Annotated in this window: 19 protein-coding genes; 10 read left to right on the top strand and 9 right to left on the bottom strand. The window is 60.6% G+C overall.

The annotated features are described in order from the left end of the window. Positions 1 to 148: 148 nt before the first annotated feature. Positions 149 to 937, top strand: coding sequence for a DeoR/GlpR family DNA-binding transcription regulator (locus OEG84_RS12180; protein WP_267654015.1), 789 nt, complete (start codon positions 149 to 151; stop codon positions 935 to 937). Here the strand turns inward: OEG84_RS12180 and OEG84_RS12175 are convergent. The 8 genes from OEG84_RS12175 to OEG84_RS12140 form a co-directional block, all read right to left on the bottom strand. Continuing rightward, positions 922 to 2,418, bottom strand: coding sequence for a mannitol dehydrogenase family protein (locus tag OEG84_RS12175; protein ID WP_267654014.1), 1,497 nt, complete (start codon positions 2,416 to 2,418; stop codon positions 922 to 924). The two genes, OEG84_RS12180 and OEG84_RS12175, sit on opposite strands and share 16 nt — an antisense overlap. Then, positions 2,418 to 3,191: an L-iditol 2-dehydrogenase gene (locus OEG84_RS12170; RefSeq protein ID WP_267654013.1), complete on the bottom strand. Its 774-nt coding sequence runs from the start codon at positions 3,189 to 3,191 to the stop codon at positions 2,418 to 2,420. The genes OEG84_RS12175 and OEG84_RS12170 overlap by 1 nt, the downstream gene beginning before the upstream one ends. Beyond that, a complete protein-coding gene (locus OEG84_RS12165) occupies positions 3,191 to 4,189 on the bottom strand; it encodes an ABC transporter ATP-binding protein (protein WP_267654012.1) in 999 nt (332 codons plus the stop codon). Before OEG84_RS12165 ends, OEG84_RS12170 begins: the two co-directional genes overlap by 1 nt. 10 nt (positions 4,190 to 4,199) lie before the next feature. Further along, positions 4,200 to 5,030 carry a carbohydrate ABC transporter permease gene (locus OEG84_RS12160; RefSeq protein WP_267654011.1) on the bottom strand — a complete coding sequence of 277 codons (831 nt, stop codon included), beginning with the start codon at positions 5,028 to 5,030 and terminating at the stop codon, positions 4,200 to 4,202. A 4-nt stretch (positions 5,031 to 5,034) separates the two neighbouring features. Further along, entirely contained in the window at positions 5,035 to 5,907 is an 873-nt protein-coding gene (locus tag OEG84_RS12155; RefSeq protein WP_267654010.1) for a carbohydrate ABC transporter permease, read from the bottom strand. Positions 5,908 to 5,996: 89 nt separating this feature from the next. Continuing rightward, the gene (locus tag OEG84_RS12150) at positions 5,997 to 7,307 is read right to left on the bottom strand and encodes an ABC transporter substrate-binding protein (RefSeq protein WP_425602844.1); all 1,311 of its coding nucleotides are present in this window, start codon (positions 7,305 to 7,307) and stop codon (positions 5,997 to 5,999) included. A 483-nt stretch (positions 7,308 to 7,790) separates the two neighbouring features. Beyond that, on the bottom strand, positions 7,791 to 8,747 hold the full coding sequence (locus tag OEG84_RS12145; protein WP_267654009.1) for a sugar-binding transcriptional regulator: 957 nt from the start codon (positions 8,745 to 8,747) through the stop codon (positions 7,791 to 7,793). Positions 8,748 to 8,755: 8 nt separating this feature from the next. Then, positions 8,756 to 9,436 (bottom strand): HAD family hydrolase, encoded by a 681-nt coding sequence (locus OEG84_RS12140; protein WP_267654008.1) that lies wholly within the window; start codon positions 9,434 to 9,436, stop codon positions 8,756 to 8,758. Between the two features lie 249 nt (positions 9,437 to 9,685). On the opposite strand from OEG84_RS12140, the gene OEG84_RS12135 reads away from it, so the two are divergent. From OEG84_RS12135 to OEG84_RS12125, 3 genes are read left to right on the top strand one after another with little or no spacing between them, the layout of a single operon-like run. Continuing rightward, entirely contained in the window at positions 9,686 to 10,747 is a 1,062-nt protein-coding gene (locus OEG84_RS12135) for an efflux RND transporter periplasmic adaptor subunit (protein WP_267654007.1), read from the top strand. Next, positions 10,744 to 11,793, top strand: coding sequence for an efflux RND transporter periplasmic adaptor subunit (locus OEG84_RS12130; protein WP_267654006.1), 1,050 nt, complete (start codon positions 10,744 to 10,746; stop codon positions 11,791 to 11,793). Before OEG84_RS12135 ends, OEG84_RS12130 begins: the two co-directional genes overlap by 4 nt. Further along, complete coding sequence (locus tag OEG84_RS12125) at positions 11,790 to 14,894, top strand: efflux RND transporter permease subunit (protein WP_267654005.1); 3,105 nt, start codon at positions 11,790 to 11,792, stop codon at positions 14,892 to 14,894. The genes OEG84_RS12130 and OEG84_RS12125 overlap by 4 nt, the downstream gene beginning before the upstream one ends. Before the next feature lie 62 nt (positions 14,895 to 14,956). On the opposite strand, the gene OEG84_RS12120 is transcribed toward OEG84_RS12125, so the two are convergent. Further along, entirely contained in the window at positions 14,957 to 16,129 is a 1,173-nt protein-coding gene (locus OEG84_RS12120) for an acetate/propionate family kinase (protein ID WP_267654004.1), read from the bottom strand. A 316-nt stretch (positions 16,130 to 16,445) separates the two neighbouring features. Here OEG84_RS12120 and OEG84_RS12115 point away from each other — a divergent pair, with 316 nt between their 5' ends. The 6 genes from OEG84_RS12115 to OEG84_RS12090 all read left to right on the top strand — a co-directional run bounded on the left by OEG84_RS12115 (position 16,446) and on the right by OEG84_RS12090 (position 23,081). Beyond that, complete coding sequence (locus tag OEG84_RS12115) at positions 16,446 to 17,483, top strand: BMP family protein (protein ID WP_267654003.1); 1,038 nt, start codon at positions 16,446 to 16,448, stop codon at positions 17,481 to 17,483. Further along, positions 17,483 to 19,033 (top strand): ABC transporter ATP-binding protein, encoded by a 1,551-nt coding sequence (locus OEG84_RS12110; protein WP_267654002.1) that lies wholly within the window; start codon positions 17,483 to 17,485, stop codon positions 19,031 to 19,033. Before OEG84_RS12115 ends, OEG84_RS12110 begins: the two co-directional genes overlap by 1 nt. Next, positions 19,023 to 20,072, top strand: a complete 1,050-nt coding sequence (locus OEG84_RS12105) for an ABC transporter permease (RefSeq protein WP_267654001.1) — start codon at positions 19,023 to 19,025, stop codon at positions 20,070 to 20,072. The genes OEG84_RS12110 and OEG84_RS12105 overlap by 11 nt, the downstream gene beginning before the upstream one ends. 1 nt (position 20,073) lies before the next feature. Next, complete coding sequence (locus tag OEG84_RS12100) at positions 20,074 to 21,018, top strand: ABC transporter permease (RefSeq protein ID WP_267654000.1); 945 nt, start codon at positions 20,074 to 20,076, stop codon at positions 21,016 to 21,018. After that, entirely contained in the window at positions 21,015 to 22,304 is a 1,290-nt protein-coding gene (locus tag OEG84_RS12095) for an amidohydrolase family protein (protein WP_267653999.1), read from the top strand. The genes OEG84_RS12100 and OEG84_RS12095 overlap by 4 nt, the downstream gene beginning before the upstream one ends. Positions 22,305 to 22,400: 96 nt before the next feature. Continuing rightward, the gene (locus tag OEG84_RS12090) at positions 22,401 to 23,081 is read left to right on the top strand and encodes a hypothetical protein (RefSeq protein WP_267653998.1); all 681 of its coding nucleotides are present in this window, start codon (positions 22,401 to 22,403) and stop codon (positions 23,079 to 23,081) included. Positions 23,082 to 23,088 lie beyond the last annotated feature (7 nt).

Raw genomic sequence — 23,088 nt, 5'->3', positions numbered from 1 at the left:
TTATTGACCGACTGATCCCATACCAGGACCCCGGTCTTGTCAATCAATTCTGTGGTGTTTTTTTGCTTTGATGCCCGTATGGTGTGGGCTTGTTTGATTTTCGGGCAGTTTCCGCCTAGGAAACAGGCGTCTCATAAGGTGGTTTTCAATGCTGTCCAAACGCCACACGGAAATAATGCGGATGCTGGCCGACGAGGGAACACTCACCATCTCGGAACTGGCATCGCGGCTAGGCGTCTCGCTGGAAACGGTGCGGCGCGACGTGCGACCGCTGACCGATAACGGAGCGGTTCTCAGGATTCACGGCGCGGTCGGGCTGGCGGGCCAGGTCGGCGAAGCGCCGTTTCAGCGGCGCATGCGCGAGAATGCCGGCAGCAAACGCCGTATCGCCCGCGAGATGGCGCGGTTCATTCAGGATGGCGATTCAGTGATGCTCGATACCGGCACCACGACGAGCTTTGTTGCCCGCGAGTTGCTTGGCCACCGGCGGCTGACGGTGGTGACCAATTCCTCTGACATCGCCCGTACGCTGGCGACCGTGAATGGCAACAAGGTCTATATGGCCGGCGGTGAGCTCAGGAGTGATTCTGGTGCTGCCTTCGGCGTGTCGGCGATCGAATTCATCTCCAAATTCTCGGTCACGCATTCGATCATCTCCGCCGGCGCCATCGACGCCGCCAGCGGGGTGATGGATCATGATCTGGAGGAAGCCGAGTTCGCACGGATGATGCTGACCCGTGGCGAGCGCAGTTACGTGGTGACGGACCACACCAAGTTCGGTCGCCGGGGCCTGGTTCTGGTGACCGGGTTCGAGGCCGTCGGCCATCTGCTGACGGACGAGCCGGCGGATGAGAAGATTGCCGCAGCGCTCGAGGCGCATGACGTGCGGTTGATCGTGGCGGAGGCCGACACCGCTGCCGTTCAGGACGCCAGATAGCTGGTCAAAACGGACTTGGTGCCTTGCTTTTGAAGATTCAAAAGTGCCGCTTCGAAGGCGTCGACAAAGACCGGCGCTTCGGCGAGGGCGCCAAAAATGTCCGGCATCTGTAAAAATGCGCGAGGATGATCGCGCGCGGCGAGTGCGCGCTCACGCAACCGGGCAGCGTTGGGGTCGATCAGTTCGATTGTCGAGCCGTCATCGCGGCGGCCGGAGCAATAGTGACACCATAGCGTCACTTCCAGCGCCAGTCCGTTGACCGATTTGCCTGTCGCCAGCCGCGCCTCGATTGTCGGCAGAATGAATTTCGGTTGCCTGTTGGAGCCGTCGAGGCAAAGCCTGGGGATGGTGTCGCCCAGCGCGGAATTGGAAAAACGCCTGGCAACGGTGGTCACGTAGTCGTCCATGCTGACGCCGGGAATGGCCGGAACCGTTGGCAGGATCTCGTCCTTCGTCAGCTTGGCCAGAAAGCCCGCGACAAGTGGGTCAGCCATGGCGTCGTGCACATAATGATGTCCGAGCAAAGCGGCGGCGTAGGCGATCGCCGCATGCCCGCCATTGAGAATCCGCAGTTTCATCAGCTCATAAGGCGCGACATCGGCGACAAATTCGACGCCGACCTTTTCCAGTGACGGCCGGCCTTGTGGAAAATCATCTTCCATCACCCATTGCCGGAACGGTTCGCAGACGACCGGGGCAGCGTCCTCGATGCCAAACGTCGTGCGCACCAGATCGATTTCGCGCGGCCCGGTTGCCGGGGTGATGCAATCGACCATCGAGTTTGGAAACGCCACATTGGTAGCGATCCATTCGGCAAACTCGGGATCTGCCATCTGCGCCAAACCCAGTACCGTGGCGCGGGCGACATGGCCGTTTTCGGGAAGGTTGTCGCAGGACATTACGGTGAACGGAGCAAGGCCAACCTCGCGACGTGCCTTCAGGGCGGCGATGATCACGCCAAACACAGTTTGGGGCTCCCCCGATGCCGCGGCTTCACGGATAATTGCCGGATGGGTGGGATCGAACCCGCCGGTTTCGGCACTGAGAAAATAGCCGCCCTCGGTTACCGTCAGCGAAACAATACGGATCTGTGGATCCGTCATCGCAATAATCAGCTTGCCCGGATCAATAGCAACGAAGTCAATCATCGAGCCGATCACGCTGGCCTTGTAGCCTTCGGGATCAAGTTCGACGATTGTGGTCAGCCAATCCTGCCCGGCCAATTTCTGGCGCATGGCGGCATCGAAATGCATCATTCCGGCGCCGATGATTGCCCAGTCATGGTCCTCGCCCAATTCGAACAGGCGGTGAAAATAGCTTGCCTGGTGGGCCCGGTGGAAATTGCCGATGCCGACATGCAACACGCCGGGACTTAGCGCCTTGCGGTCATAGCTCGGGATTCGGACCCTGCCGGACAGGGCCGGCAGGGATTTTTCGGCAAGCGGTAAAACAGCGGTTGTGATCGGGGGTGTCTCAGGCATCAGCTCATCCAGTTCCCGCCATCGACATTGTAGGTCTGGGCGACGATGTAGTCGGCGTCGGCGGTGGCCAGGAAAACGGCCATGCCGGTCAGATCTTCGGCAATGCCCATTCGCCCATAGGGGACGGCCTCGCCTACCATTCGTTTCTTTTCCCCGGGGGCGAGGTTCTCGTGGCGGGCAAACAGCGCGTCGACACCGTCCCAGTGCTCGCCATCGACTACGCCGGGAGCAATGGCGTTGACGTTGATCCCGTGCCTGATCAGGTCGAGACCGGCGGACTGGGTCAGGCTGATGACGGCTGCCTTGGTGGCGCAGTACACACTAACCAGCGCTTCGCCGCGGCGACCGGCCTGGCTGGCCATGTTGATGATCTTGCCGCCCTTGCCGCGGGCGATCATCGACCGGGCGACAGCCTGCATGGCGAACAAGGTGCCGGCGACATTGATCGTAAACAGCCGGTCGAAACTTTCGCGCGTGATTTCGACAATCGGCGCCAGATCGAAAAGCGCGGCGTTGTTGATGAGAATATCGATACCACCGGTGCGCTCGACCACGGTTTTGACGGCAGCTTCAATAGAGGGCTGGTCGGTAACATCGAGATGAACGGCAAAAGCCCGGTCGCCGATCTGCCGGGCGGTTTCCGATGCCCGCTCGAGATCGATGTCGGCGATGGCAACCTGAGCACCTTCAGCGACATAGCGCTCGGCGAATGCCCTGCCGATGCCGCGTGCGGCGCCGGTAATCATCGCCGACTTGCCTGCAAGGCGTGACATCAGAGCGCCAATCCAGCGGCGTCGAATTTGTAGATCTTGGATGGATCGGGAGACATGTAGACGGTGTCACCATGATAGATGTCGACTTCGCCATCGGCGCGGATGGTCATCGGCTCGAACCCGTCAACGGCCACACGCAGGAAGGTGTCGGAGCCTAGATGCTCGGAGACACCGACCTTGCCCTTCCATAGGCCTTCAGTCTTGGAAACGGAGACATGTTCGGGGCGAACGCCGATTGTGTGGGCGCCGTGGGCTTCGGCATCCTTGCCCTCGATGAAATTCATCTTCGGAGAACCGATGAAGCTGGCGACAAACAGATTGGCCGGGGAACGGTACAGTTCCAGCGGCGAGCCTACCTGCTCAATGTAGCCGGCTCTTAGCACGACGATCTTGTCGGCCATGGTCATGGCTTCGACCTGGTCGTGAGTCACATAGATCATCGTGGTCTTGAGGCTGTTGTGGAGTTCGCTGATCTCAAGCCGCATGTTGACGCGCAGGGCGGCATCGAGATTGGACAGCGGTTCGTCAAACAGGAAGGCGTCGGGTTCGCGGACAATCGCCCGGCCGATTGCCACGCGCTGCCGCTGACCGCCTGAAAGCTGGCCGGGCCGCCGCTCGAGATAGTCGGTCAGGTTGAGCACGGAAGCGGCGTCTTCGATCTTCTTGTCGGACGCAGCCTTGTCGAGGCCTGCCATCTTCAACGGGAAGCCGATGTTCTTGCGTACAGACATATGCGGATAGAGCGCATAGGACTGGAACACCATGGCAAGGCCGCGCTTGGCTGGCGGGATGCTGGTCGCGTCGTTGCCGTTGATTTCGATGGTGCCGCCCGAGACATCCTCGAGACCGGCGATCAGGCGCAACAGTGTTGACTTGCCGCAACCGGATGGGCCGACGAACACCACAAATTCACCGTCATTGATTTCCAGATCAAGCGGCGGAATCACCTGGGTGGTGCCGAAGCTCTTGGTAACTTTCTTGAGTGCGATATGTCCCATGGTTGCTTTCCTATTTCACCGCGCCGAAGGTCAGGCCGCGGACGAGTTGTTTCTGGCTGAACCAACCGAGAATGAGGATGGGTGCGATCGCCATTGTCGAAGCCGCCGACAGCTTGGCGTAAAATAGGCCTTCCGGACTTGAGTAGCTGGCGATGAAGGCGGTCAGAGGTGCTGCTTTCGCAGCCGTCAGATTGAGGGTCCAGAAGGCTTCGTTCCAGGCCAGGATGACGTTGAGCAACAAGGTCGAGGCAATACCGGGAACCGCCATCGGGGTGAGCACATAGATGATCTCCGACCACAGAGCCGCGCCGTCCATCCGCGCGGCTTCAAGGATGTCGACGGGGATCTCCTTGAAGTAGGTGTAGAGCATCCAGACAATGATCGGCAGGTTGATCAGCGTCAGCACGATCACCAGACCGAGGCGGGAATCGAGCAGACCGGTATCGCGGAACATCAGGTAAATCGGGATCAGGACGCCGACGGGGGGCAGCATCTTGGTCGACAGCATCCACATCAGGATGTCCTTGGTCCGTTTGCCGGGTACGAAGGCCATCGACCAGGCCGCCGGAATGGCAATCAGCAGACCGAGCAAGGTGGAGCCCAGCGAGATGATCACCGAATTGGCGAAGTGAAGGCCGTAATTCGAGCGTGAGTTCACCTCGGCGTAGTTTTCCGTGGTCCAGTCAAAGAAGAACAGGGATGGCGGGGAGGCGATGGCCTCGGCTTCGGTCTTGAAGCTGGTCAGGAACGTCCACAGGATGGGGAAGAAGATTGCAATACCGATCGACCAGGCGAGAAGCGTGACGAAGAGTTTGCGTCGGGTTGAAACAGCGCGCGCCATGGTCTCAAGCGTCCAGGTTCTTGCCGATCATCCGCATCAGGAAGATCGCGACAATATTGGCGAGAATGACAGCAACGATGCCGCCGGCGGAACCGCCGCCCACGTCGAACTGCAACAGTGATTGCACATAGACGAGGTAGGTCAGGTTGGTGGTCGCCGTGCCCGGTCCGCCATTTGTGGTGACCAGAATTTCGGCGAAGATCGAGAGCAGGAAAATGGTCTGGATCAGGATCACAACGGTGATCGCCCGGCCCAGATGCGGCAGCATGATGAAGGTGAAGCGATTGACGGGCCCGGCGCCATCCATTTCGGCGGCTTCGAGCTGTTCCTGGTCGAGCGACTGCAAGGCGGTGAGCAGGATCAGGGTCGCAAACGGCAACCATTGCCAGGACACGATCAGGATGATCGAGGCCAGCGGTGCGTGACTGAGGAAGTCAAACGGTTCGAGCCCGACGGCGGTCGCCATATAGGCGAAAAGGCCGTTGACCGGGTTCATGAACATGTTCTTCCACACGAGTGCGGACACGGTCGGCATGACAAAGAAGGGGGCGATCACCAGGATCCGGACGATGCCCTGGCCGAAGAACGGCTGATCCAGCAGCAGTCCCAGCAAGATGCCGCCGACAACAGTGATCAACAACACCCCAAGTACCAGAATAAAGGTGTTGGCCATCGCATCGAAGAAGGCGGGATCGGTCAGAAAATAGCGGTAGTTGTCAAACCCGGCCCAGGCTTCGGTGCCGGGCGATAGCAGATTGTAGCGCAGGAACGAGAAGTAGATCGTCATGGACAGCGGGATGATCATCCAGCCCAGCAGCAAAATCACTGCGGGGGACATCATCAAGCGTGCTGCACTGCGTGAGTGGGCGGTCGCCATGGCTCGGTTCCTTGACAGGTCGGGGACAGGTCGAGAGTAAAAAACGGGAGCCGGCCGGAAGGTTCCGGCTCCCGATGTGGTCGGAGACCCTACTTGGGGTAACCGGCCTTCTGCATTTCGCGCGTGGTCAGGGCCTGCGCATTGGCCAGTGCATCATCGATTGATGTCGTTCCGGCAAGGGCTGCAGAGAACTGCTGGCCAACAGCCGTGGCGATGCCCTGAAACTCGGGAATGGCGACAAACTGGACGCCGACATAAGGCACTTCATCGACTGTCGGGTTTTGCGGATCGGCAGCGTTGATGCTGTCGAGCGTCATCTTCGCAAACGGAACCTTGGCATATTCAGGGTTCTCATAGAGCGAGGTCCGTGTGCCCGGAGGTACGTTGGCCCAGCCTTCCTTCTCGGCGACCAGCGCCAGATACTCTTTCGAGGTGGCCCATTCGACGAACTTCTTCGCCGATTCTGCCTTCTGGGTTCCTGCCGGAATGCCCAGCGACCATGCCCAGAGCCAGTTGCCGCGCTTGCCCAGACCATTGTCGGGAGCGAGAGCGAAACCGACCTTGTCGGCAACCTGGGAATCCGTCGGATTGGTGACAAAGGAAGCCGCCACGGTGGCGTCGATCCACATGCCGCACTTGCCGGTTTGGAACAGTGACAGGTTTTCGTTGAAGCCGTTGTTGGCGGCTCCCGGAGGTCCTGATTCATTCATCATCTCGATGTAGAACGTCAGGGCTTCCTTCCACTGAGGGCTGTCGAACTGGGCTTTCCAGTCCATGTCAAACCACTTGGCGCCGAACGAATTGGCGGTGGCTGTGAGGAAGGCCATGTTCTCGCCCCAGCCGGCCTTGCCGCGCAGGCAGATGCCGTAAATGCCGGCGTCCTTGTCGGTCATGGCTGCCGCAGCTTCGCGGATGAACGTCCAGGTCGGTGCGTCCGGCATTTCCATGCCGGCCTTTTCCATCAGGTCGGTGCGGTACATCACCATCGATGATTCACCGTAGAAGGGGGCTGCGTAAAGTTCGCCGTCGACGGTCAGGCCGCCGCGGATCGCAGGCAAAAGATCGTCAATATCATAGGATGCGGGCAGATCGTTGAGCGACACCAGCCAGCCCTGCTTGCCCCAGATTGGCACTTCGTAAGTGCCGATGGTCATGACATCATACTGGCCGCCCTTGGTGGCGATGTCGGTGGTGACGCGCTGACGCAGGATGTTTTCTTCCAGCGTTACCCATTCAAGTTCAATGTCCGGATTCTTTGCCGTGAAATCGTCGGACAGTTTCTGCATGCGGATCATGTCGCCATTGTTGACCATGGCGATCGTCAGCTTTTCGGCCATCGCCGCCGTGCCGAGCATCGACAGCGCCGACGCGCACAAAAGCACGTTTGCAAATCTCTTCATAAATTCCTCCCAATGCCCGGTTTGGGCAAATGCCAATTAGACGGGCAAATATTCACTCAAGGTTGCCCTTGAGTCAAGCGGAATCGATGCTGCACCTGCGTTGTAGATCGCAGTAGCTGAAAAAAGAGCAGCAATGTCAGTTGGTTAAAAAAGGCGAATTTGCCTAGAGCCGTTCATCTTTAAATGGAATCATTTGAGCGTCGGGATTTCGTGATCTGGCAAGAAGCGTGCGGTGACGCGGCGCCATCACCGTTAACCGTGCGCGACGCAGTCCAGAACGCGAAAGAACAAGCTCACACGATCATCTCTCGGCGTTGGCTCTGAGGTTGTCGGAAACACCGTCGCGCGCCTCGCTTGGATGTCTTTTCCACGCCAGCGTCGTCAAAATCCTCGCACGGTGCGCGGCATCGTGGCTGTGGTGTTTTCCTAACTGACGCGGAAAACCCATTCCATCAAACTGCTTCCACTTAAAGATGAACGGCTCTAGTAGTTCAGCAGGCTTTCCGCCGTGGCTTCATCGGTAATAAGCCCGTTGACCAGTTTACCGCGCAATGCGGCCATCATCGCGTCGACTTTCAGAGCGCCGACTGCAATGGCGATGACCGGCTTGGAGGGCGAAGCTTCCAGCAAAGCGCTGGCCACCCGGTCATTGGTCAGGCCGTCAATCAACCGGCCTTCGCGATCGAATACCCAGGAGGTGATCTCTCCGACACCGCCAGCCTTGAGCAGCGCGCGCATTTCCTCGCGGCTGACAAAACCATCAATCATCAGTGGCGCCTGGTCGCCGATATTGCCGATGCCGACATAGGTGACGTCGGCCTGGCGCGCCAGTTCGAGGATGTTGTGCACCGCTTCCTGCTGCTGCAGCAGTTGTTTTTCCTCGATCGAGCGGGCGAACACAGGCAGCGGCATCGGATAATGGCGAGCGTTGACGCGGTCGGCCATGCGGATGACGACGTTGTAGGGCGTGGCTGCGCCATCCGACATCATGTTGCCAAGCAACGAAACGATGCGGTGCTGTGGGCAATCCATCTTCGGCAATTGTTCAACACAGGCACGCAAGGCGCGGCCGGTGCCAAGGGCGATGATCTTGGGGTGATCTGATTTGAGGATGCGTTCGATTTCGCTAGCTGCAATCTGGGCAATTCCGGTCAGTGCTGCCGGTGCGTCGGGGTCGGTCGGCGCGACTTCGCAGGTGACAAGCCCGAATTTCTCGCTCAGGCCACGCGCCAGTTCCATGCAATTGGCGATCGGATGATCGAGCCGTACCTTGACCAGCTTCTCGCTGACCGCCAGCGATACCAGGCGTTGCGCCGATTGCCGCGAGACGCCCAGCTTTCGCGCAATCTCGTCCTGGGTGTTGCCGGCGACATAATAAAGCCAGCCGGCGCGCGCGGCGTCGTCCAAACGGCTGGTTTCCTGATCGCCTGCACTGCTCATGATTTCAATTACCTGTTGGTTATGCTGGTAGCATGCGGCCCCATTTCGGGGAAATGCTGCCATTTGTCAAAACACCGTACCTGTCCGTTCAATGCCAGCACATTCTCGCTGACCCCTTGAAGATGGCTTCCGCCGGTAAACCGCAACACCTGCATGCCTGCATGGATGGCGGCCTGAATGCCGGGCACGGCATCCTCGATCACGAGACATTCGGCAGGGTCAACCTGCATGCGGCTGGCTGCATGCAGGAACAGATCGGGCGCCGGTTTTCCGTGTTCCACCTCGGAGGCGGTAAAAACGTCTGCGCCGAAAAAGGGCGAAAGCCCGGTCAGTTCGAGTGATCGTTTCGCCCGTTTGGGTGTGCTGCTGGTTGCCACGCAGACGTTTACCGTCAGGGATTGAAGAAGCGCCACCATCCCCGGGGTCGGCACCAGTTCGCGTTCGAAACGCTTGAGCAATTGGCTGCGGTACATTTCCTCAAAATCATTCCCAGGCAAATAGCCGTGGGAGTTACGGATTTCGGCTGCCACCGTGGCCCAGCTGCGGCCGAGAAAATGGGTTTGCACATGCGCGAAATCGACGACAACGCCGATGCTTGCCAGGGCATCGATCAGGACGTTGGCGCTGATGACCTCGCTGTCGACCAGAACGCCATCGCAGTCGAAGATGATCAATTTGGGGGCGAACATTGTCAGTTTGGTTGCCTATGCAATCGTTGGAGTGTTCCCGATAGCACAGGGGGTCGATCAAGTGCAGCATGTCATCGTTGAAGATGCATTAATGTTGGCCCGGACGTGACGCGCGGGTTCACTGAAGCGTGATGTAGCACCTCCATTATGTGTGCGAGATGGCGTATCGTGCTGTGTCCCCGGGTCTGGCGCCCCGATGGGCAACAGTGTATGCGTTTCCCCCCTCGCAAACAGGTTCGGATTGCCGTTTTGAGATCTATTGTCATCGCATGGGCCGCCACGATTGCCGTGCTGGGAAGTGTTCCCGCACAGGGCGAACAGCCGCTGGCTGTCGAGATCGTCGAAGCCAGCCAGACGCTGGAACTGCGCAATTTCACACTGACCGGTGAAATTCGCGCCCGTGAATCGCTGATGGCGTCGTTTCCCGTGGGCGGGCGCGTGATCGAGGTGCTGGCGGAAGTCGGCGCCAAGGTTAGGCCTGACGCGCCGCTGGCGCGGCTGGATTCGATCCAGCAGGAACTGGCGATACGGACCGCCGAAGCCGGATTGACCACGGCGCACGCCGATCACCGACAGGCAATCGAGGATCTCGAACGCTCCAATACACTTCTGGCCAGCGGCACCACAACCCGTGCGGAGCGAGATGCCAGGGAGGACGCCCTGCGCGCCGCCGAGGGCGTGCTCGATCAGGCCGAAGCAGACCGTGACCGCGCCATCAAGGCGCTTGCCGATACGGTGTTGCGGGCGACGTCTGATTCCACGGTAATCAAGCGAATGATCGAACCCGGACAGATCATAGGTGCGGCGCAGCCGGCGATGGAGCTGGCGCTCGACAGCGGTTTCGAGGCGGTTTTCGACGTTCCGGAAGTTATGCTGATCGGGAAGGCACCCGACCCGGGAATCCTGTTGTCGCGATTGTCGTCCCCGGAGACGAAATTTCATGGCAACGTCACCGAAATCTCACCCCTGGTGGATCCGGCTAGCGGCACGGTCACCGCCAAGGTTGCCGTGCTGGACCCGCCCGAGGGGCTTGCTTTCGGCGAACCGGTGCGTGGCACCGCGACCCGCGATGAAGGTATGCAGATTGGCCTTCCTTACACGGTGGTTAGCGCCTCTGCGCAGGGCCCCGCGGTCTGGATTGTCGACAGGGAAACCATGAAAGCGTCGCTCCGTCCGGTCACCATCGATCGCTACAGCACCGGCAAGGTCTATTTGGACAGCGGCGTTGCGGAAGGCGACTGGGTGGTCGCCAGGAGCGCGCAACTTCTCTATCCCGGCCGGGTTGTACGTCGCGTGGAGGTGGGGCAATGAAGCGACTGGTTTTCGTCTACGCGCTCGGCCTGACGTTCGGTCTGGCATTTCAGGCACCGGCCGCCGAACCGGCGCGCCCGGTGGTGTCCATCCTTGTCGACCAGCAGGCCAGCCTGTTGCAAAGCTATACCGGTGTGGTTGTTGCCCGCACCGAGACGGCGCTTGGTTTTCCGATTATCGGCACGGTTGCCGCGCGTCCGGCGGGAACAGGAGATATTGTTACAAAGGGCGATGTACTGGCGCAGCTCAGTACCGAAGATTTTGACGCCGATCTGCGCACTGCCGAGGCCGGTGTGACGGTGGCACGGGCGCAACTTCGCTCGGCGACCGATGCGCGTGATCGGGCCAAGGAACTGTCCGAACGCGGGGTCGGCAGCGCTACCCGACTGGAGGACAGCGAACGGGCGCTGGTTTCGGCACAGGCGCGTCTGGAACAGGCACTGGCCTCGCGGGCGCGGGCCGCCGATATCCGGGATCTGGCGACTTTGAGCGCACCGTTCGATGGTGTCGTCACCGAGACGCTGGCAGAAGCGGGGGCGACCCTCTCGGCAGGGCAGGCGATCCTCAGGCTTGCGGCTATTGGCGAACGGGAAATCATCATTGATGTATCCGAGGATTCGGCTGTGGTGCGTGCCATCGGCGATCGCTTCACCGCCCGGCTGCTCGCCAATGACGGGGTAACAGCAGCAGCGGTGCTGGCGCGGATTGACCCGGTGGCAGAACGCGCCACCCGGACGCACCGCCTGCATCTGACACTCGAATCCGCACCGCCGGCGTTCCGGCTTGGGGCGCTGGTAAAGGTCACACCGGCCGGCAGTGGACACCAGGACATCTTCGTTCCGCTCTCGGCGCTGCTCGATCCGCGGGCTGTATGGGTGGTTGACCGCAGCGATGACACCATTGCCCTGCGTCAGGTCGAACTCGGCGCCACCAGTGGCGGCTTCGCCATTGTTTCCTCAGGGCTGACGGCGGGCGATGAAGTGGTCATCAAGGGAATTCATTCACTCAAGGAAGGGCAGGTCGTCGGCCCGCGTGAAACCGAATGAACAAATTCAATCTCTCCGACTGGGCGCTCAACCATCGCTCGCTGGTCTGGTTCCTGATGATCGTTTCGCTGGTCGCGGGTGTCATTTCCTATGTCTCGATCGGACGCGAGGAAGACCCGAATTTCGACATCAAGACGATGATCATTACCGCGGCCCTTCCCGGCGCGGATACACGGGAAACGCTGACGCAGATCACCGACCGGATCGAAAAGAAACTCGAGGACCTCGATGAACTGGATTTCACCCGATCAGTCACCCGACCGGGTCTGAGCATTGTCTATCTGGAGCTGCAGCCGACAACCCGTGGCGACGACCTGTCGCGAATCTGGCAACGGGTTCGCAACATGATGGCCGATATCCGTCCCGAATTTCCGGCAGAGTTTGCCGGCTTTCAGTTCAATGACAGTTTTGGCGATGTCTTCGGCAATCTCTATGCCTTCACTTCCGACGGGTTTTCGCCGCGCGAGGTACGTGACCACGTCGAATCTGTCCGACGAGCGGTCCAGGCGCTGCCGGATGCCGGGAAGGTCGAGTTGTTCGGCACCCGCGACGAGGTTCTCTATCTCGAATTCTCGACCGACCGGCTTGCTGCGCTGGGGCTCAACCGGCAGGCCGTGCAGGATACGCTCGCCGCGCAGAATGCGATATTGCCATCGGGCGTGATCGACACCGGCCCGGAGCAGGTGCTGGTGCGGATCGGTGGGCAGTTCTCGGGCGCGCAAAGCCTGGAGGACATCAATCTTCGCGTCGGTGACCGGTTCTTCCGACTGACTGATGTCGCCGATATCCGCCGCGCCTATGTTGATCCGCCGTCTACGCTGTTCCGCTACAAGGGACAGGATGCGGTCGGTCTCGCGGTCGGTATGAAACGCGGCGCCAACATCATCGACTTTGGTACGGAACTTGAAGAGGTGATTGCCAAGGCCGAGTCGCAATTGCCGGTCGGTATCGATATCCATCTGGTCGCCGACCAGCCGACGGTTGTCGATGAGGCCGTCGGCCACTTCCTGCAGGCGCTGCTGGAAGCGGTGCTGATCGTGCTCGCTGTCAGTTTCATTTCGCTCGGGATGCGTGCCGGGCTCGTTGTCGCACTGACCATTCCGCTGGTTCTGGCCATCACCTTTGTGGTCATGGATTATGTCGGCCTGACGCTGCAGCGGATTTCGCTGGGGGCGCTGATCATTGCGCTGGGATTGCTGGTCGATGACGCGATGATCGCGATCGAGACGATGATTTCGCGGCTTGAAAAAGGCGAGACGCTGTTCAAGTCGGCCTCCTATGCCTGGACATCGATTGCCTTTCCGATGCTCACCGGGACGCTGGTCACGGTGGCCGGGTTCATTCCGATCGGGCTTAATTCTTCGGCGGCGGGCGAATTCACGTTTTCGCTGTTCGTCGTCATTGCCGTCGCGCTGGTGGTCTCATGGATTGTTGCGGTGTTGTTTGCGCCGCTCCTTGGGGTGACGTTCCTGCCGGCCAAGATGAAACATCACACTGGCGAACCCGGTCGTATGCGGCGCGTGTTTCACCGGATGCTGAACGCCAGCATGAACCATCGCTGGCTGACGATCGGCTTGACCATCGGCGTCTTCGGGCTGTCGGTCTTCGGGATGCGGTTTGTCGAACAGCAGTTCTTTCCCAATTCCGACCGACCCGAGCTGATTCTGGATTTCACCTTGCCGCAAAATGCGTCGATCTCGGCGACCGCGGCAGAAATGGCCCGCATGGAAAGCCGGCTCGAGAACAACGACAAGGTGTTGTTCTGGTCATCTTATGTGGGGCGCGGGGCGCCGCGGTTCCTGCTGGCCTATGATGTGCCGACACCTGGCCCCAATATGGGGCAACTCGTCATCCAGACCCCGTCGGTGGAAGCCCGTGACGCCTTGCGTGTCGAACTGGGAGAGGTCGCCGCCAACGAGTTTCCGGGCACCGATATCTTCATTAAACTGCTGGAAATCGGGCCGCCGGTCGGTCGGCCGGTGCAGTATCGCATCTCCGGGCCGGATATCGAGAAGGTGCGTGATCAGGCGCGGGATCTGACCGCTCTGGTCGCCACCGATCCCCGTCTGTCGGGCATCGTCATGGACTGGAACGAGCCGACCCGTGTGGTGCGTGTGGACATCCTTCAGGACAAGGCGCGCCAACTGGGCATCACCCAGCGCGATATCGCCGCTGCGCTGAACGGAATCTATGATGGCACAACGGTTACGGAGCTTCGCGATGCTGCCTATCTGGTGGATATTGTCGCGCGTGGCGACATGGCCTCGCGGCAATCGGTGGAGGCACTGGCCGGGCTGCAACTCGCCGCCAGCGGCTCGACAACGACGATCCCGCTGAGATCGGTTGCCAATTTCAGCTATGATACCGAGCCGCCGGTCATCCATCAACGCGGGCGTATGCCAACGATCACCGTCAAGGCGGCGATTTCGACCAAGGATCAGCCGGCAACCATCGTCACCGCGCTGGCGGGGCAGATAGCCGAATTCAACAACACGCTGCCCACCGGCTATCATGTCGAAGTCGGCGGGTCGGTGGCCGAAAGTGCGAAGAGCCAGGCACCGATTGTCGCCGTCGTGCCGCTGATGGTGCTGATCATGTTGACCCTGATCATGATCCAGATGCAGAGCTTCAGGCTTGCCTTCGTGGTTCTGTGCGTGGCGCCGCTGGGACTGATCGGTGTGGTCGCAGCGCTGGTGCCGTCCGGCGCGCCGCTGGGTTTTGTGGCGATCCTCGGGGTGCTGGCGCTGATCGGCATCCTGATCCGCAACTCGATCATCCTGATCGACGAGGTCGAAGTGCTGCGTCGCAAGGGGCGTTCGGCATGGGATGCGGTGTTTGAAGCTTCCGACGCGCGCTCGCGCCCTATCCTGCTGACGGCGGCGGCGGCGAGCCTGGCGCTGATCCCGATCTCGCGGCAGATTTTTTGGGGACCAATGGCCTATGCGATGATGGGCGGCATCATTGCCGGTACCGTGATCACGCTGTTCTTCGCCCCGGCGCTCTATCTGGCGGTGTTCCGGGTCAAACGTGATCCGCAGGACGAGGGCACAGACTCGGCTGATACGATAACACCCGCAACTGATCCGGTGGCAGCAAGCTAGGCGCTGGCAATCTCAGGTCAGGAGAGTGATGGGTGTTTGGCGCCAAGGCCAAGGGCGTGCAGTTAGTCTTGCAGCAGGGCTGAGACCGCGTTGACGATCACCAGTTCCTCGTCGGCCTTGACGATGAAGGCGTGGCGGGTGCTGTCGGGACTGGTCAGCCGCTCCGCCGCCGATGTGTTGGCATCGGCTGCAAGCGCGAAGCCGAGCCATTGCAGTTTCTCAAGCACTCTTGCCCGGACCGGGGCCGCGTTCTCGCCGATGCCGCCTGAAAATACCAAAGCATCGCAGCCACCGATGCTGGTCATCGCCGCGCCGATTTCCTGAACCAGACGGTCGACATACATCTCGACGGCGAAGCCGGCATCGGCCTCGGTGCTGGCCAGCAATAGCCGCATGTCGTTTGAAACGCCCGATACGCCGACAAGGCCGCTCTGGTGGTAGAACAAGTCGCTCACCGTCGCCGCGTCGCCCTGGTGGCGCTCAAGCAGCCACAGCACGGCGCCGGGATCGAGCCGTCCCGGGCGCTGGCCCATCATCAGCCCATCAAGCGGTGTGAAGCCCATCGAGGTCCAGGCGCTCTTGCCGTTGATCATGGCGCAGATCGAGGAGCCGTTGCCGAGATGGCAGGCGATTACCCGGCTGTCCGCCAGCCCAAGACGGGGCAGGGTGGCCGCGACATGTTCGTAGGCCAGGCCGTGAAAACCGTAGCGCAGCAAACCTTCCCGGGCATAGCTGCGGGGCAGGGCCATTTCGCGGCGAACGATGGGCACATCGACGTGAAATGCGGTGTCGAAACAGGCAGCCTGAGGGGTGCCCGGCAGTGCAGCAATCGCGGCGTCTATGCCGGCCAGATTATGTGGCTGGTGACTTCGCGCCAGCGGTATCAACGCGGCGATTGCCGCGCGGACCTCCGGATCGACCAGCACCGGGGCGCTGAACCGTTCACCGCCGTGAACCACCCGATGGCCGACGCCGTCAATGGCGCCGGCGCGCGGTTGAATGATCTCGCTGATCAGCCGCGGCAGCAGCGTGGCGTGGCCTTCCGACGTGTCCCCGAATTGTTTCGCCTCGTTGCCATCCAGTCTTAGCCTTGGTGTCTGGCCATTGCCGATTGCATCGACGCTACCGGAGAACAGCCGTTGCCGGTCCGGCGCAAACAGCGCAAACTTGATCGAGGAGGAGCCGCAATTGAGCGCCATCAAAGTGCGGTGATCTCGTGTGGTCATGTCGGTCATGTCCCTTTTGTAGGTGCGACTAGCCTGCTTGAACAAGGCGGAACGGATCTGGTATGCGTCTTCAAGACCTGTTTCCGTTGTGCCTGATCCCCGGGAATGTGCAAGCCAAAGCCGCCACTAGCCTGTCCGTAAAGCCCCAACTGGCCAGACGATTTTCTCCCGGTATGGCAGTGTAGCTATCGGCTTCAACCTGCCCGGCCCGATATTTCCAAAAGGCGTTCCAACAGCAGTTGCCAATGCCGCGCGCACGTTTTATCTTTTGGTCAAAAATAAAGACGGGTTCAGCTTAGATCAATATTCAACAGGAGCGTCAGCCATGACCAGAATTCCTTCTACAAGCCGCCCCCTTTCTCTCAAACGCCGCCATTTGCTGGCTGGTGCAGCCGCGGGTGCGGCGCTCCTGACACTGCCTGCCATGATCGGTCGGGCACGCGCCGATGGCCCGATCAAGGTGGCGGCGATCTACACCGTTCCGGTCGAACAGCAGTGGGTCAGCCGGATTCACAAGGCCGCAAACGCGGCGGTGGAGCGTGGCGACATCGAATATGTGTTTTCTGAAAACACGTCCAACAATGACTACGAACGCGTCATGCGCGAATATGCAGAAGCCGGGCACGACCTGATCATCGGCGAAGTGTTTGGCGTCGAGGATGCCGCCCGTCAGGTAGCGCGCGACTATCCGGAAACCGCTTTCCTGATGGGTTCGAGCTTTATGCCCAAGGATGACGCGCCTAACTTCGCAGTGTTCGACAACTACATCCAGGATGCCTCCTACCTCTCCGGCATCATCGCCGGTGCCATGACCAAGAACAACAATATCGGCATGGTTGGCGGCTTCCCGATACCCGAGGTCAACCGGTTGATGCACGCCTTCATGGCAGGCGTTAAGGAAACCGCCCCTGACGCCAAGTTTCAGGTCGCCTTTATCGGCTCCTGGTTCGATCCGCCGAAAGCCAAGGAAACTGCTTTTGCGCAGATCGATGGTGGCGCCGATATTCTCTATGCCGAGCGCTTCGGCGTCTCCGATGCGGCCAAGGAAAAGGGCGTGCTCGCAATCGGCAACGTGATCGACACCCAGTCGGATTATCCCGACACGGTGGCGGCCTCGGCGCTGTGGCATTTCGAACCGACGCTCGATCATGCGATCGAAATGGTCAAGGCGGGTTCCTTCAAGGCGGAGAACTATGGCGTCTATTCCTTCATGAAGGAAGACGGCTGTTCGCTGGCGCCGCTGGGTACCTTTGAAGCAAAGGTACCGGAAGAGGCGATGAAGCTCGTGGCTGAGCGCGAGGCGGCGATCCGTGCCGGCACGTTTGAAGTCGCGATCAACGACGAAGAGCCCAAGTCCAACTGATGAACGCGGCTGACCGCCCGGAGGCGGAGATCGTTCTCCGTCTCTCGGGCATCACCAAGAGGTTCGGAGCCCTTGTGGCCAACGACGCCATCTCGCTGTCGCTCAGGCGCGGCGAGGTGGTGGCTCTGCTTGGCGAAAACGGTGCCGGCAAAACAACCCTAATGAATATCCTGTTCGGCCACTACACGGCCGATGAGGGACAGATCGAAGCCTTTGGCGAAACGCTGGCACCTGGCGATCCGAACGCGGCGCTGGCGGCGGGCATCGGTATGGTCCACCAGCACTTTACCCTGGCCGACCAGATGACCGTGCTTGAAAACATCGTTCTCGGCACCCGGTCGCTGTGGTCGTTCAATCTCGGCACGGCTGCGGCGCGCGACAGGATCCGCGCGCTCGCAAGTGATTACGGGCTTGAGGTCGAGCCGGACCGGATGATCGCGGATCTGTCGGTGGGTGAACGGCAGCGGGTCGAAATTCTCAAAGCGCTCTATCGGCAGGCCCGCATCCTCATCTTGGATGAGCCGACGGCGGTGCTGACGCCGATGGAAACCGAGGCGCTGTTTGTTACTTTGAAAAAGCTGGTAGCGGCCGGGCTGTCGGTGATCTTCATTTCCCACAAGCTGGGCGAGGTGCAATCGGTCTCCGACCGGGTGGTGGTGTTGCGCGGCGGCAAGCTCGCCGGGGAGCGCAAGACCGCCGATGCAACAAGGCGCGAACTGGCGGAATTGATGGTTGGCGGGCAATTGCCGGTCAACCAGGTCGGACCGGCATCGCCCGGCGCCATCCTGTTCGAGCTTCGCGGGATTTCCACCCGAACCATGGGCGGCGCTGCTCTTGCCAATGTGTCTATGCAGTTGCGTGGCGGTGAAATTACCGGGCTGGCGGGGATCTCCGGCAACGGCCAGGCGGCACTTGCAGCGCTGATCTCCGGTACGCTCGAGGCGCGCGAGGGCGACATCGTTGTGCATGGGGAAAGTGCCGGCAAATGGTCGCCGCGGTCGGCGCTGGATCGTGGCCTCGGGCGCATTCCGGAAGACCGCCACGCCACCGGAATGATCGGCGACATGAGCGTCGCCGAAAATGTGATATCGGAAGCCTATCGCAGCCCGCGTTTCTCGCGGATGGGCTTTCTCGACTGGAAGGCGGCAAGCGCTTTTGCCAGCGATATCATCAAGGCCTATGACGTCAAATGCCCGTCACCGGACGCCATTGTGCGGCTGCTGTCGGGCGGCAACATGCAGAAACTCATTCTCGGCCGGGCACTTGATGGCAATCCGGATATCATCCTTGCCAGCCAGCCAACGCGGGGGCTCGATGTCGGTGCGGTGGCTTATGTGCATGCGCGGCTGATCGAGGCGCGCGACCGGGGTGCGGCGGTACTGTTGATCTCCGAGGATCTCGATGAAATCCAGACGCTGTCTGACCGGATTCTTGTGATCCACCGCGGACGCCTGTCAAAATCGTCGGGTCGGGGTGAATTGTCGATCATGGAACTGGGCGAACTGATGGCCGGTCACGGGCTTGACGAGGGAGCCAGCGATGCGGCTTGAACCAAGAAGCACGCGGTCGACTGCGGCGACGATTTTATGGCCGGCAGGCGCGATCTTGGCGACGCTGATTTTCTCCTCGGTACTGGTGATGATTGCCGGCGCTTCGCCGTTCACGGTGTTTTATCTTGTGTTCAAGGGCGCCGCCGGTTCGCAATTCGCGCTGGTCGAAACTCTGACACGGGCGACGCCGTTGATCTTTACCGGCCTGGCGGTGGCGGTGGCGTTTCGCGCCAGGCTCTGGAATATCGGTGCCGAAGCCCAGCTCTATCTTGGCGGGGTAATGACGGTGGTGCTCGGTACCGGCGCGGTGACGATCCCGTCGGGCGGGCTGATCCCGCTGATCATGGTAGCGGCGATGCTGACCGGCGCGCTGACGTTGCTCGGCCCTGCCATCCTCAAGACCCGTTTTGGCGTAGATGAAGTGGTGACGACGCTGCTGCTCAACTTCATCGTGCTGTTGTTTGTCTCGATGCTGCTCGAGGGGTCGTTGAAGGACCCGATGGGGCTCGGCTGGCCGCAGTCCAAGCGGGTGATCGCGGAGGCGCAATTGCCTCGGCTGATCCAGGGCAAGCGGCTGCATTTCGGGTTTGTCCTGGCGATTGCTTCGGCGGTGGTGGTCTGGGTGATCATGAAAAAAACCGTGCTCGGCTATGAGATGCGCGCCGTCGGCCACAATGCCGAGGCAGCGCGCTTCGCGGGCATTCCAGTCAACCGGGTGATCGCCAAGACGGCGCTGCTGTCGGGCGGGCTGGCGGCACTTGCAGGCTTCTCCGAAGTGGCGGGGCTGAAAGGCAACCTGACGCTCGATCTGTCGCCCGGCTATGGATACACCGGCATCGTCGTGGCGATGCTGGCGCTGCTCAATCCGCTCGGGGTGATCGCCGCGGCAATCTTCGTGGCGGGCATCTTCGTGGGTGCCGACGCTATGAGCCGCAGCGCCAATGTGCCCAGTTACATTGCCCAGGTGATGGTGGCGACGTCGCTTTTGACAATGGTCGCGGCGATCATGCTGATGCGCTACCGCGTGCGCTGGAGGTGACATGAACGAGGCTTTCGAGATCCTGTTTACCGCCAGCTTCTGGGTTGCTGCCATCCGCATCGCTTCGCCGCTGATCTTTGCCACCATGGGCGAACTGATCTGCGAGCGTGCAGGCGTGCTCAATCTCGGCATCGAGGGGATCATGGTCGCAGGCGCTTTTTCGGGCTGGTTTACCGTCTATATGGGCGGCGATCTGTGGACCGGGGTGCTGGTTGCGGCGCTGACGGGGGCAATGTTCGGGCTGCTGCACGGGTTTCTCACGGTGCCACTGGGGCTGTCGCAGCATGTGACCGGGATCGGTGTGACGCTGCTGGCCACCAGCCTGACCTATTTCACCTACCGGATACTGCTGCCGGAAGTTACCTCACCACCGAAGATCGAATCATTCCAGCCGTTTGCGGTTCCGGTGCTCTCTGACATTCCGCTGGTGGGGCCGGCCCTGTTCAACCAGACGCCGCTTACCTACCTCGCCTATCTCAGCGTCGCTGTGGTTGCCTTTGTGCTGTACCGCACGCCGGTGGGCGTGGCGGTGCGTGCCGTGGGTGAAAATCCGTCGGCGGTGGAAGCGCAGGGTATTTCGGTGACCGCGGTGCGGGTCGGCGCGGTGATGGCGGGCTCGGCGCTGATGGCAATCGGCGGGGCGTTCCTGACCATGTCGGCGTTCAACTCGTTCTTTTTCGAGATGATCAACGGCCGCGGCTGGATCGCCATCGCGCTGGTGGTGTTCGGCTCCTGGCGTCCGGGCAAGGCACTGATCGGGGCAATCCTGTTTGCCGCGTTCGACGCCTATCAGGTGCGGTTGCAACAGATCACCGGCGGGGTGATCCCCTACCAAATATTCCTGATGATGCCCTATGTGCTGTCGATCGTGGCGCTGGTAGTGGTGGCGCGACGCGCGACCTATCCTAAGGCGCTGATGATTCCCTATCAGAAAGGCGAGAGATGAGTTTCGATACAATCCTCAAGGGCGGCGTGTTGCCCGATGGCGCACAGGCCGACATTGCCATAACGGATGGCCGTATCGCGGCAATTGCCGCGAATATCGACGCCGAGGCAGGGGAAACCATCGATATCGCCGGCAATCTGGTCTCGCCGCCGTTTGTCGATCCACATTTTCACATGGACGCGACGTTGTCTTACGGGCAACCTCGGATCAATGCCTCGGGCACGCTGCTGGAGGGAATCGCGCTTTGGGGCGAACTCAAGCCGTTGCTCACCCACGACGCGGTGATCGAGCGGGCGCTTGCCTATTGCGACTGGGCCGCATCGATGGGGCTGCTGGCGATTCGTAGCCATGTCGATGTTTGCGACGACCGGTTGCTGGCCGTGGAAGCGCTGCTTGAGGTCAAGAAACAGGTAGCCGATTATATCGATCTGCAACTGGTGGCGTTTCCGCAGGATGGGCTTTACCGCTCGCCGTCGGCGCGGGCAAACACCATCCGGGCGCTTGATATGGGTGTCGATGTGGTGGGCGGTATTCCCCATTTCGAACGCACCATGGCCGACGGCCGGGCATCGGTCACCGAGCTCTGCGAGATGGCGGCCGACCGCGGGCTGATGGTCGACATGCATTGCGACGAGAGCGACGACCCGATGTCGCGCCATATCGAGCAATTGGCCTGTGAAACCCAGCGTCTTGGGCTTGGCGGCCGGGTCGCCGGGTCGCATCTGACCTCGATGCATTCGATGGACAATTATTATGTCTCCAAGTTGCTTCCGTTGATCGCCGAGGCACAGGTTGCGGCAATTCCCAACCCGCTGATCAACATCACCTTGCAAGGACGACACGACAGCTATCCCAAACGCCGCGGCATGACCCGGGTGCCGGAAATGCTCAAGCACGGGATCAGAGTAGGGTTTGGGCAGGATTGCGTGCTCGATCCCTGGTATTCGCTTGGTACTGCCGACATGCTCGATGTCGCCTTCATGGGACTGCATGTGGCGCAGATGACCAACCCGGCTGACATGCGCCGCTGCTACGAGATGGTAACAACGCAAAGTGCGGCGATCATGGGGCTTGCTGATTACGGTCTGGAGGTCGGCAAGCGCGCCGATCTGGTGGTGCTTGACGCTGGAAACCCGATCGAGGCGATCCGGCTGCGGGCAACGCGGCTATTGGTAATGGCGCGGGGCAAGGTGATTGCCCGGCGCGCTCGTTCGCCAATGCAGCTATTCATTCCGGGTCGCGAGGCTGGGATTGACCGTCGCTTCACGGTTCCCGCTCCGGATTGATCCAGGATCGGCCACCTTCTGCTTCAAGGTTAACAATTGCGAAAGCGGGCGGCCTTACACTCCTGAGCATAGTTGTGCGTAAAGGGTGTAGTTCGAATGGCCGCTGGAAAGCGCCGTCTGTTTCATGCGTTTCGAATCTCGCGAAAGCTGGTCCTGCTTTCGGGTGGGTTTCTGCTTGTGCTTGGCGCGTCGGGTACGGCTGCGCTGATGTTTGCGCCGGCACGGCTAATTCCCGGCTATTCGCAGAACGAAGGCGGCTATTGCAAAACCATCTACCAGTCCAGTTTCAGGCGCGGTGACGAAAGACGGTTGATTGCGGTAATTGCGACGAGCGATCTCGATCCGGCCGCCCGGGTGCGCACCGGCGTGCGGGTCGCCCGTCATCTGGCCAGCACGTTGAAGCCGGATCTGGTGATCGTTCAGGTCGCCGATACGCACGGTCCGACCACGAGGGCCGAACTGCGCGGCGCAGCGATCGGCGCCGAAATCGTGCATGCGCCCAATCCGTCCAAATCACTGGCTGTCTCCAAACCCTGGGAAGCGCGCTACGCCAACAGCTTGCCGACCCGAGGCGGATTCTATTTTGGCCCGCGGATCGACATGCGGCTGACCGATCTCGAGGTGATCAATCACGAACTGGAACAACTCGAAGAGACCATTCCGGAAGACGAGCACGAGCAGGCCTGCGCCGGTGATGAGGTCGACGAAGAGCCCAAGACCGTGTCTGTCGATGCGAAGAAGGCCGGCGGCCACGAGCCTGCCAAAACCGGCCACTAAGCCTGTA

It is taken from the genome of Hoeflea algicola (genome assembly GCF_026619415.1).
In the GTDB taxonomy this organism is placed as follows: domain Bacteria; phylum Pseudomonadota; class Alphaproteobacteria; order Rhizobiales; family Rhizobiaceae; genus Hoeflea; species Hoeflea algicola.
This window is presented reverse-complemented; position numbering and strand designations above follow the sequence as displayed.

Coding starts and splice junctions, on each gene's coding strand:
- OEG84_RS12160 (WP_267654011.1), bottom strand. CDS start 5,030: ATGGCGCGCGCTGTTTCAACCCGACGCAAACTCTTCGTCACGCTTCTC.
- OEG84_RS12110 (WP_267654002.1), top strand. CDS start 17,483: ATGAACGCGGCTGACCGCCCGGAGGCGGAGATCGTTCTCCGTCTCTCG.
- OEG84_RS12140 (WP_267654008.1), bottom strand. CDS start 9,436: ATGTTCGCCCCCAAATTGATCATCTTCGACTGCGATGGCGTTCTGGTC.
- OEG84_RS12165 (WP_267654012.1), bottom strand. CDS start 4,189: ATGGGACATATCGCACTCAAGAAAGTTACCAAGAGCTTCGGCACCACC.
- OEG84_RS12100 (WP_267654000.1), top strand. CDS start 20,074: ATGAACGAGGCTTTCGAGATCCTGTTTACCGCCAGCTTCTGGGTTGCT.
- OEG84_RS12115 (WP_267654003.1), top strand. CDS start 16,446: ATGACCAGAATTCCTTCTACAAGCCGCCCCCTTTCTCTCAAACGCCGC.
- OEG84_RS12155 (WP_267654010.1), bottom strand. CDS start 5,907: ATGGCGACCGCCCACTCACGCAGTGCAGCACGCTTGATGATGTCCCCC.
- OEG84_RS12145 (WP_267654009.1), bottom strand. CDS start 8,747: ATGAGCAGTGCAGGCGATCAGGAAACCAGCCGTTTGGACGACGCCGCG.
- OEG84_RS12180 (WP_267654015.1), top strand. CDS start 149: ATGCTGTCCAAACGCCACACGGAAATAATGCGGATGCTGGCCGACGAG.
- OEG84_RS12130 (WP_267654006.1), top strand. CDS start 10,744: ATGAAGCGACTGGTTTTCGTCTACGCGCTCGGCCTGACGTTCGGTCTG.
- OEG84_RS12095 (WP_267653999.1), top strand. CDS start 21,015: ATGAGTTTCGATACAATCCTCAAGGGCGGCGTGTTGCCCGATGGCGCA.
- OEG84_RS12105 (WP_267654001.1), top strand. CDS start 19,023: ATGCGGCTTGAACCAAGAAGCACGCGGTCGACTGCGGCGACGATTTTA.
- OEG84_RS12090 (WP_267653998.1), top strand. CDS start 22,401: ATGGCCGCTGGAAAGCGCCGTCTGTTTCATGCGTTTCGAATCTCGCGA.
- OEG84_RS12120 (WP_267654004.1), bottom strand. CDS start 16,129: ATGACCGACATGACCACACGAGATCACCGCACTTTGATGGCGCTCAAT.
- OEG84_RS12150 (WP_425602844.1), bottom strand. CDS start 7,307: ATGAAGAGATTTGCAAACGTGCTTTTGTGCGCGTCGGCGCTGTCGATG.
- OEG84_RS12175 (WP_267654014.1), bottom strand. CDS start 2,418: ATGCCTGAGACACCCCCGATCACAACCGCTGTTTTACCGCTTGCCGAA.
- OEG84_RS12170 (WP_267654013.1), bottom strand. CDS start 3,191: ATGTCACGCCTTGCAGGCAAGTCGGCGATGATTACCGGCGCCGCACGC.
- OEG84_RS12125 (WP_267654005.1), top strand. CDS start 11,790: ATGAACAAATTCAATCTCTCCGACTGGGCGCTCAACCATCGCTCGCTG.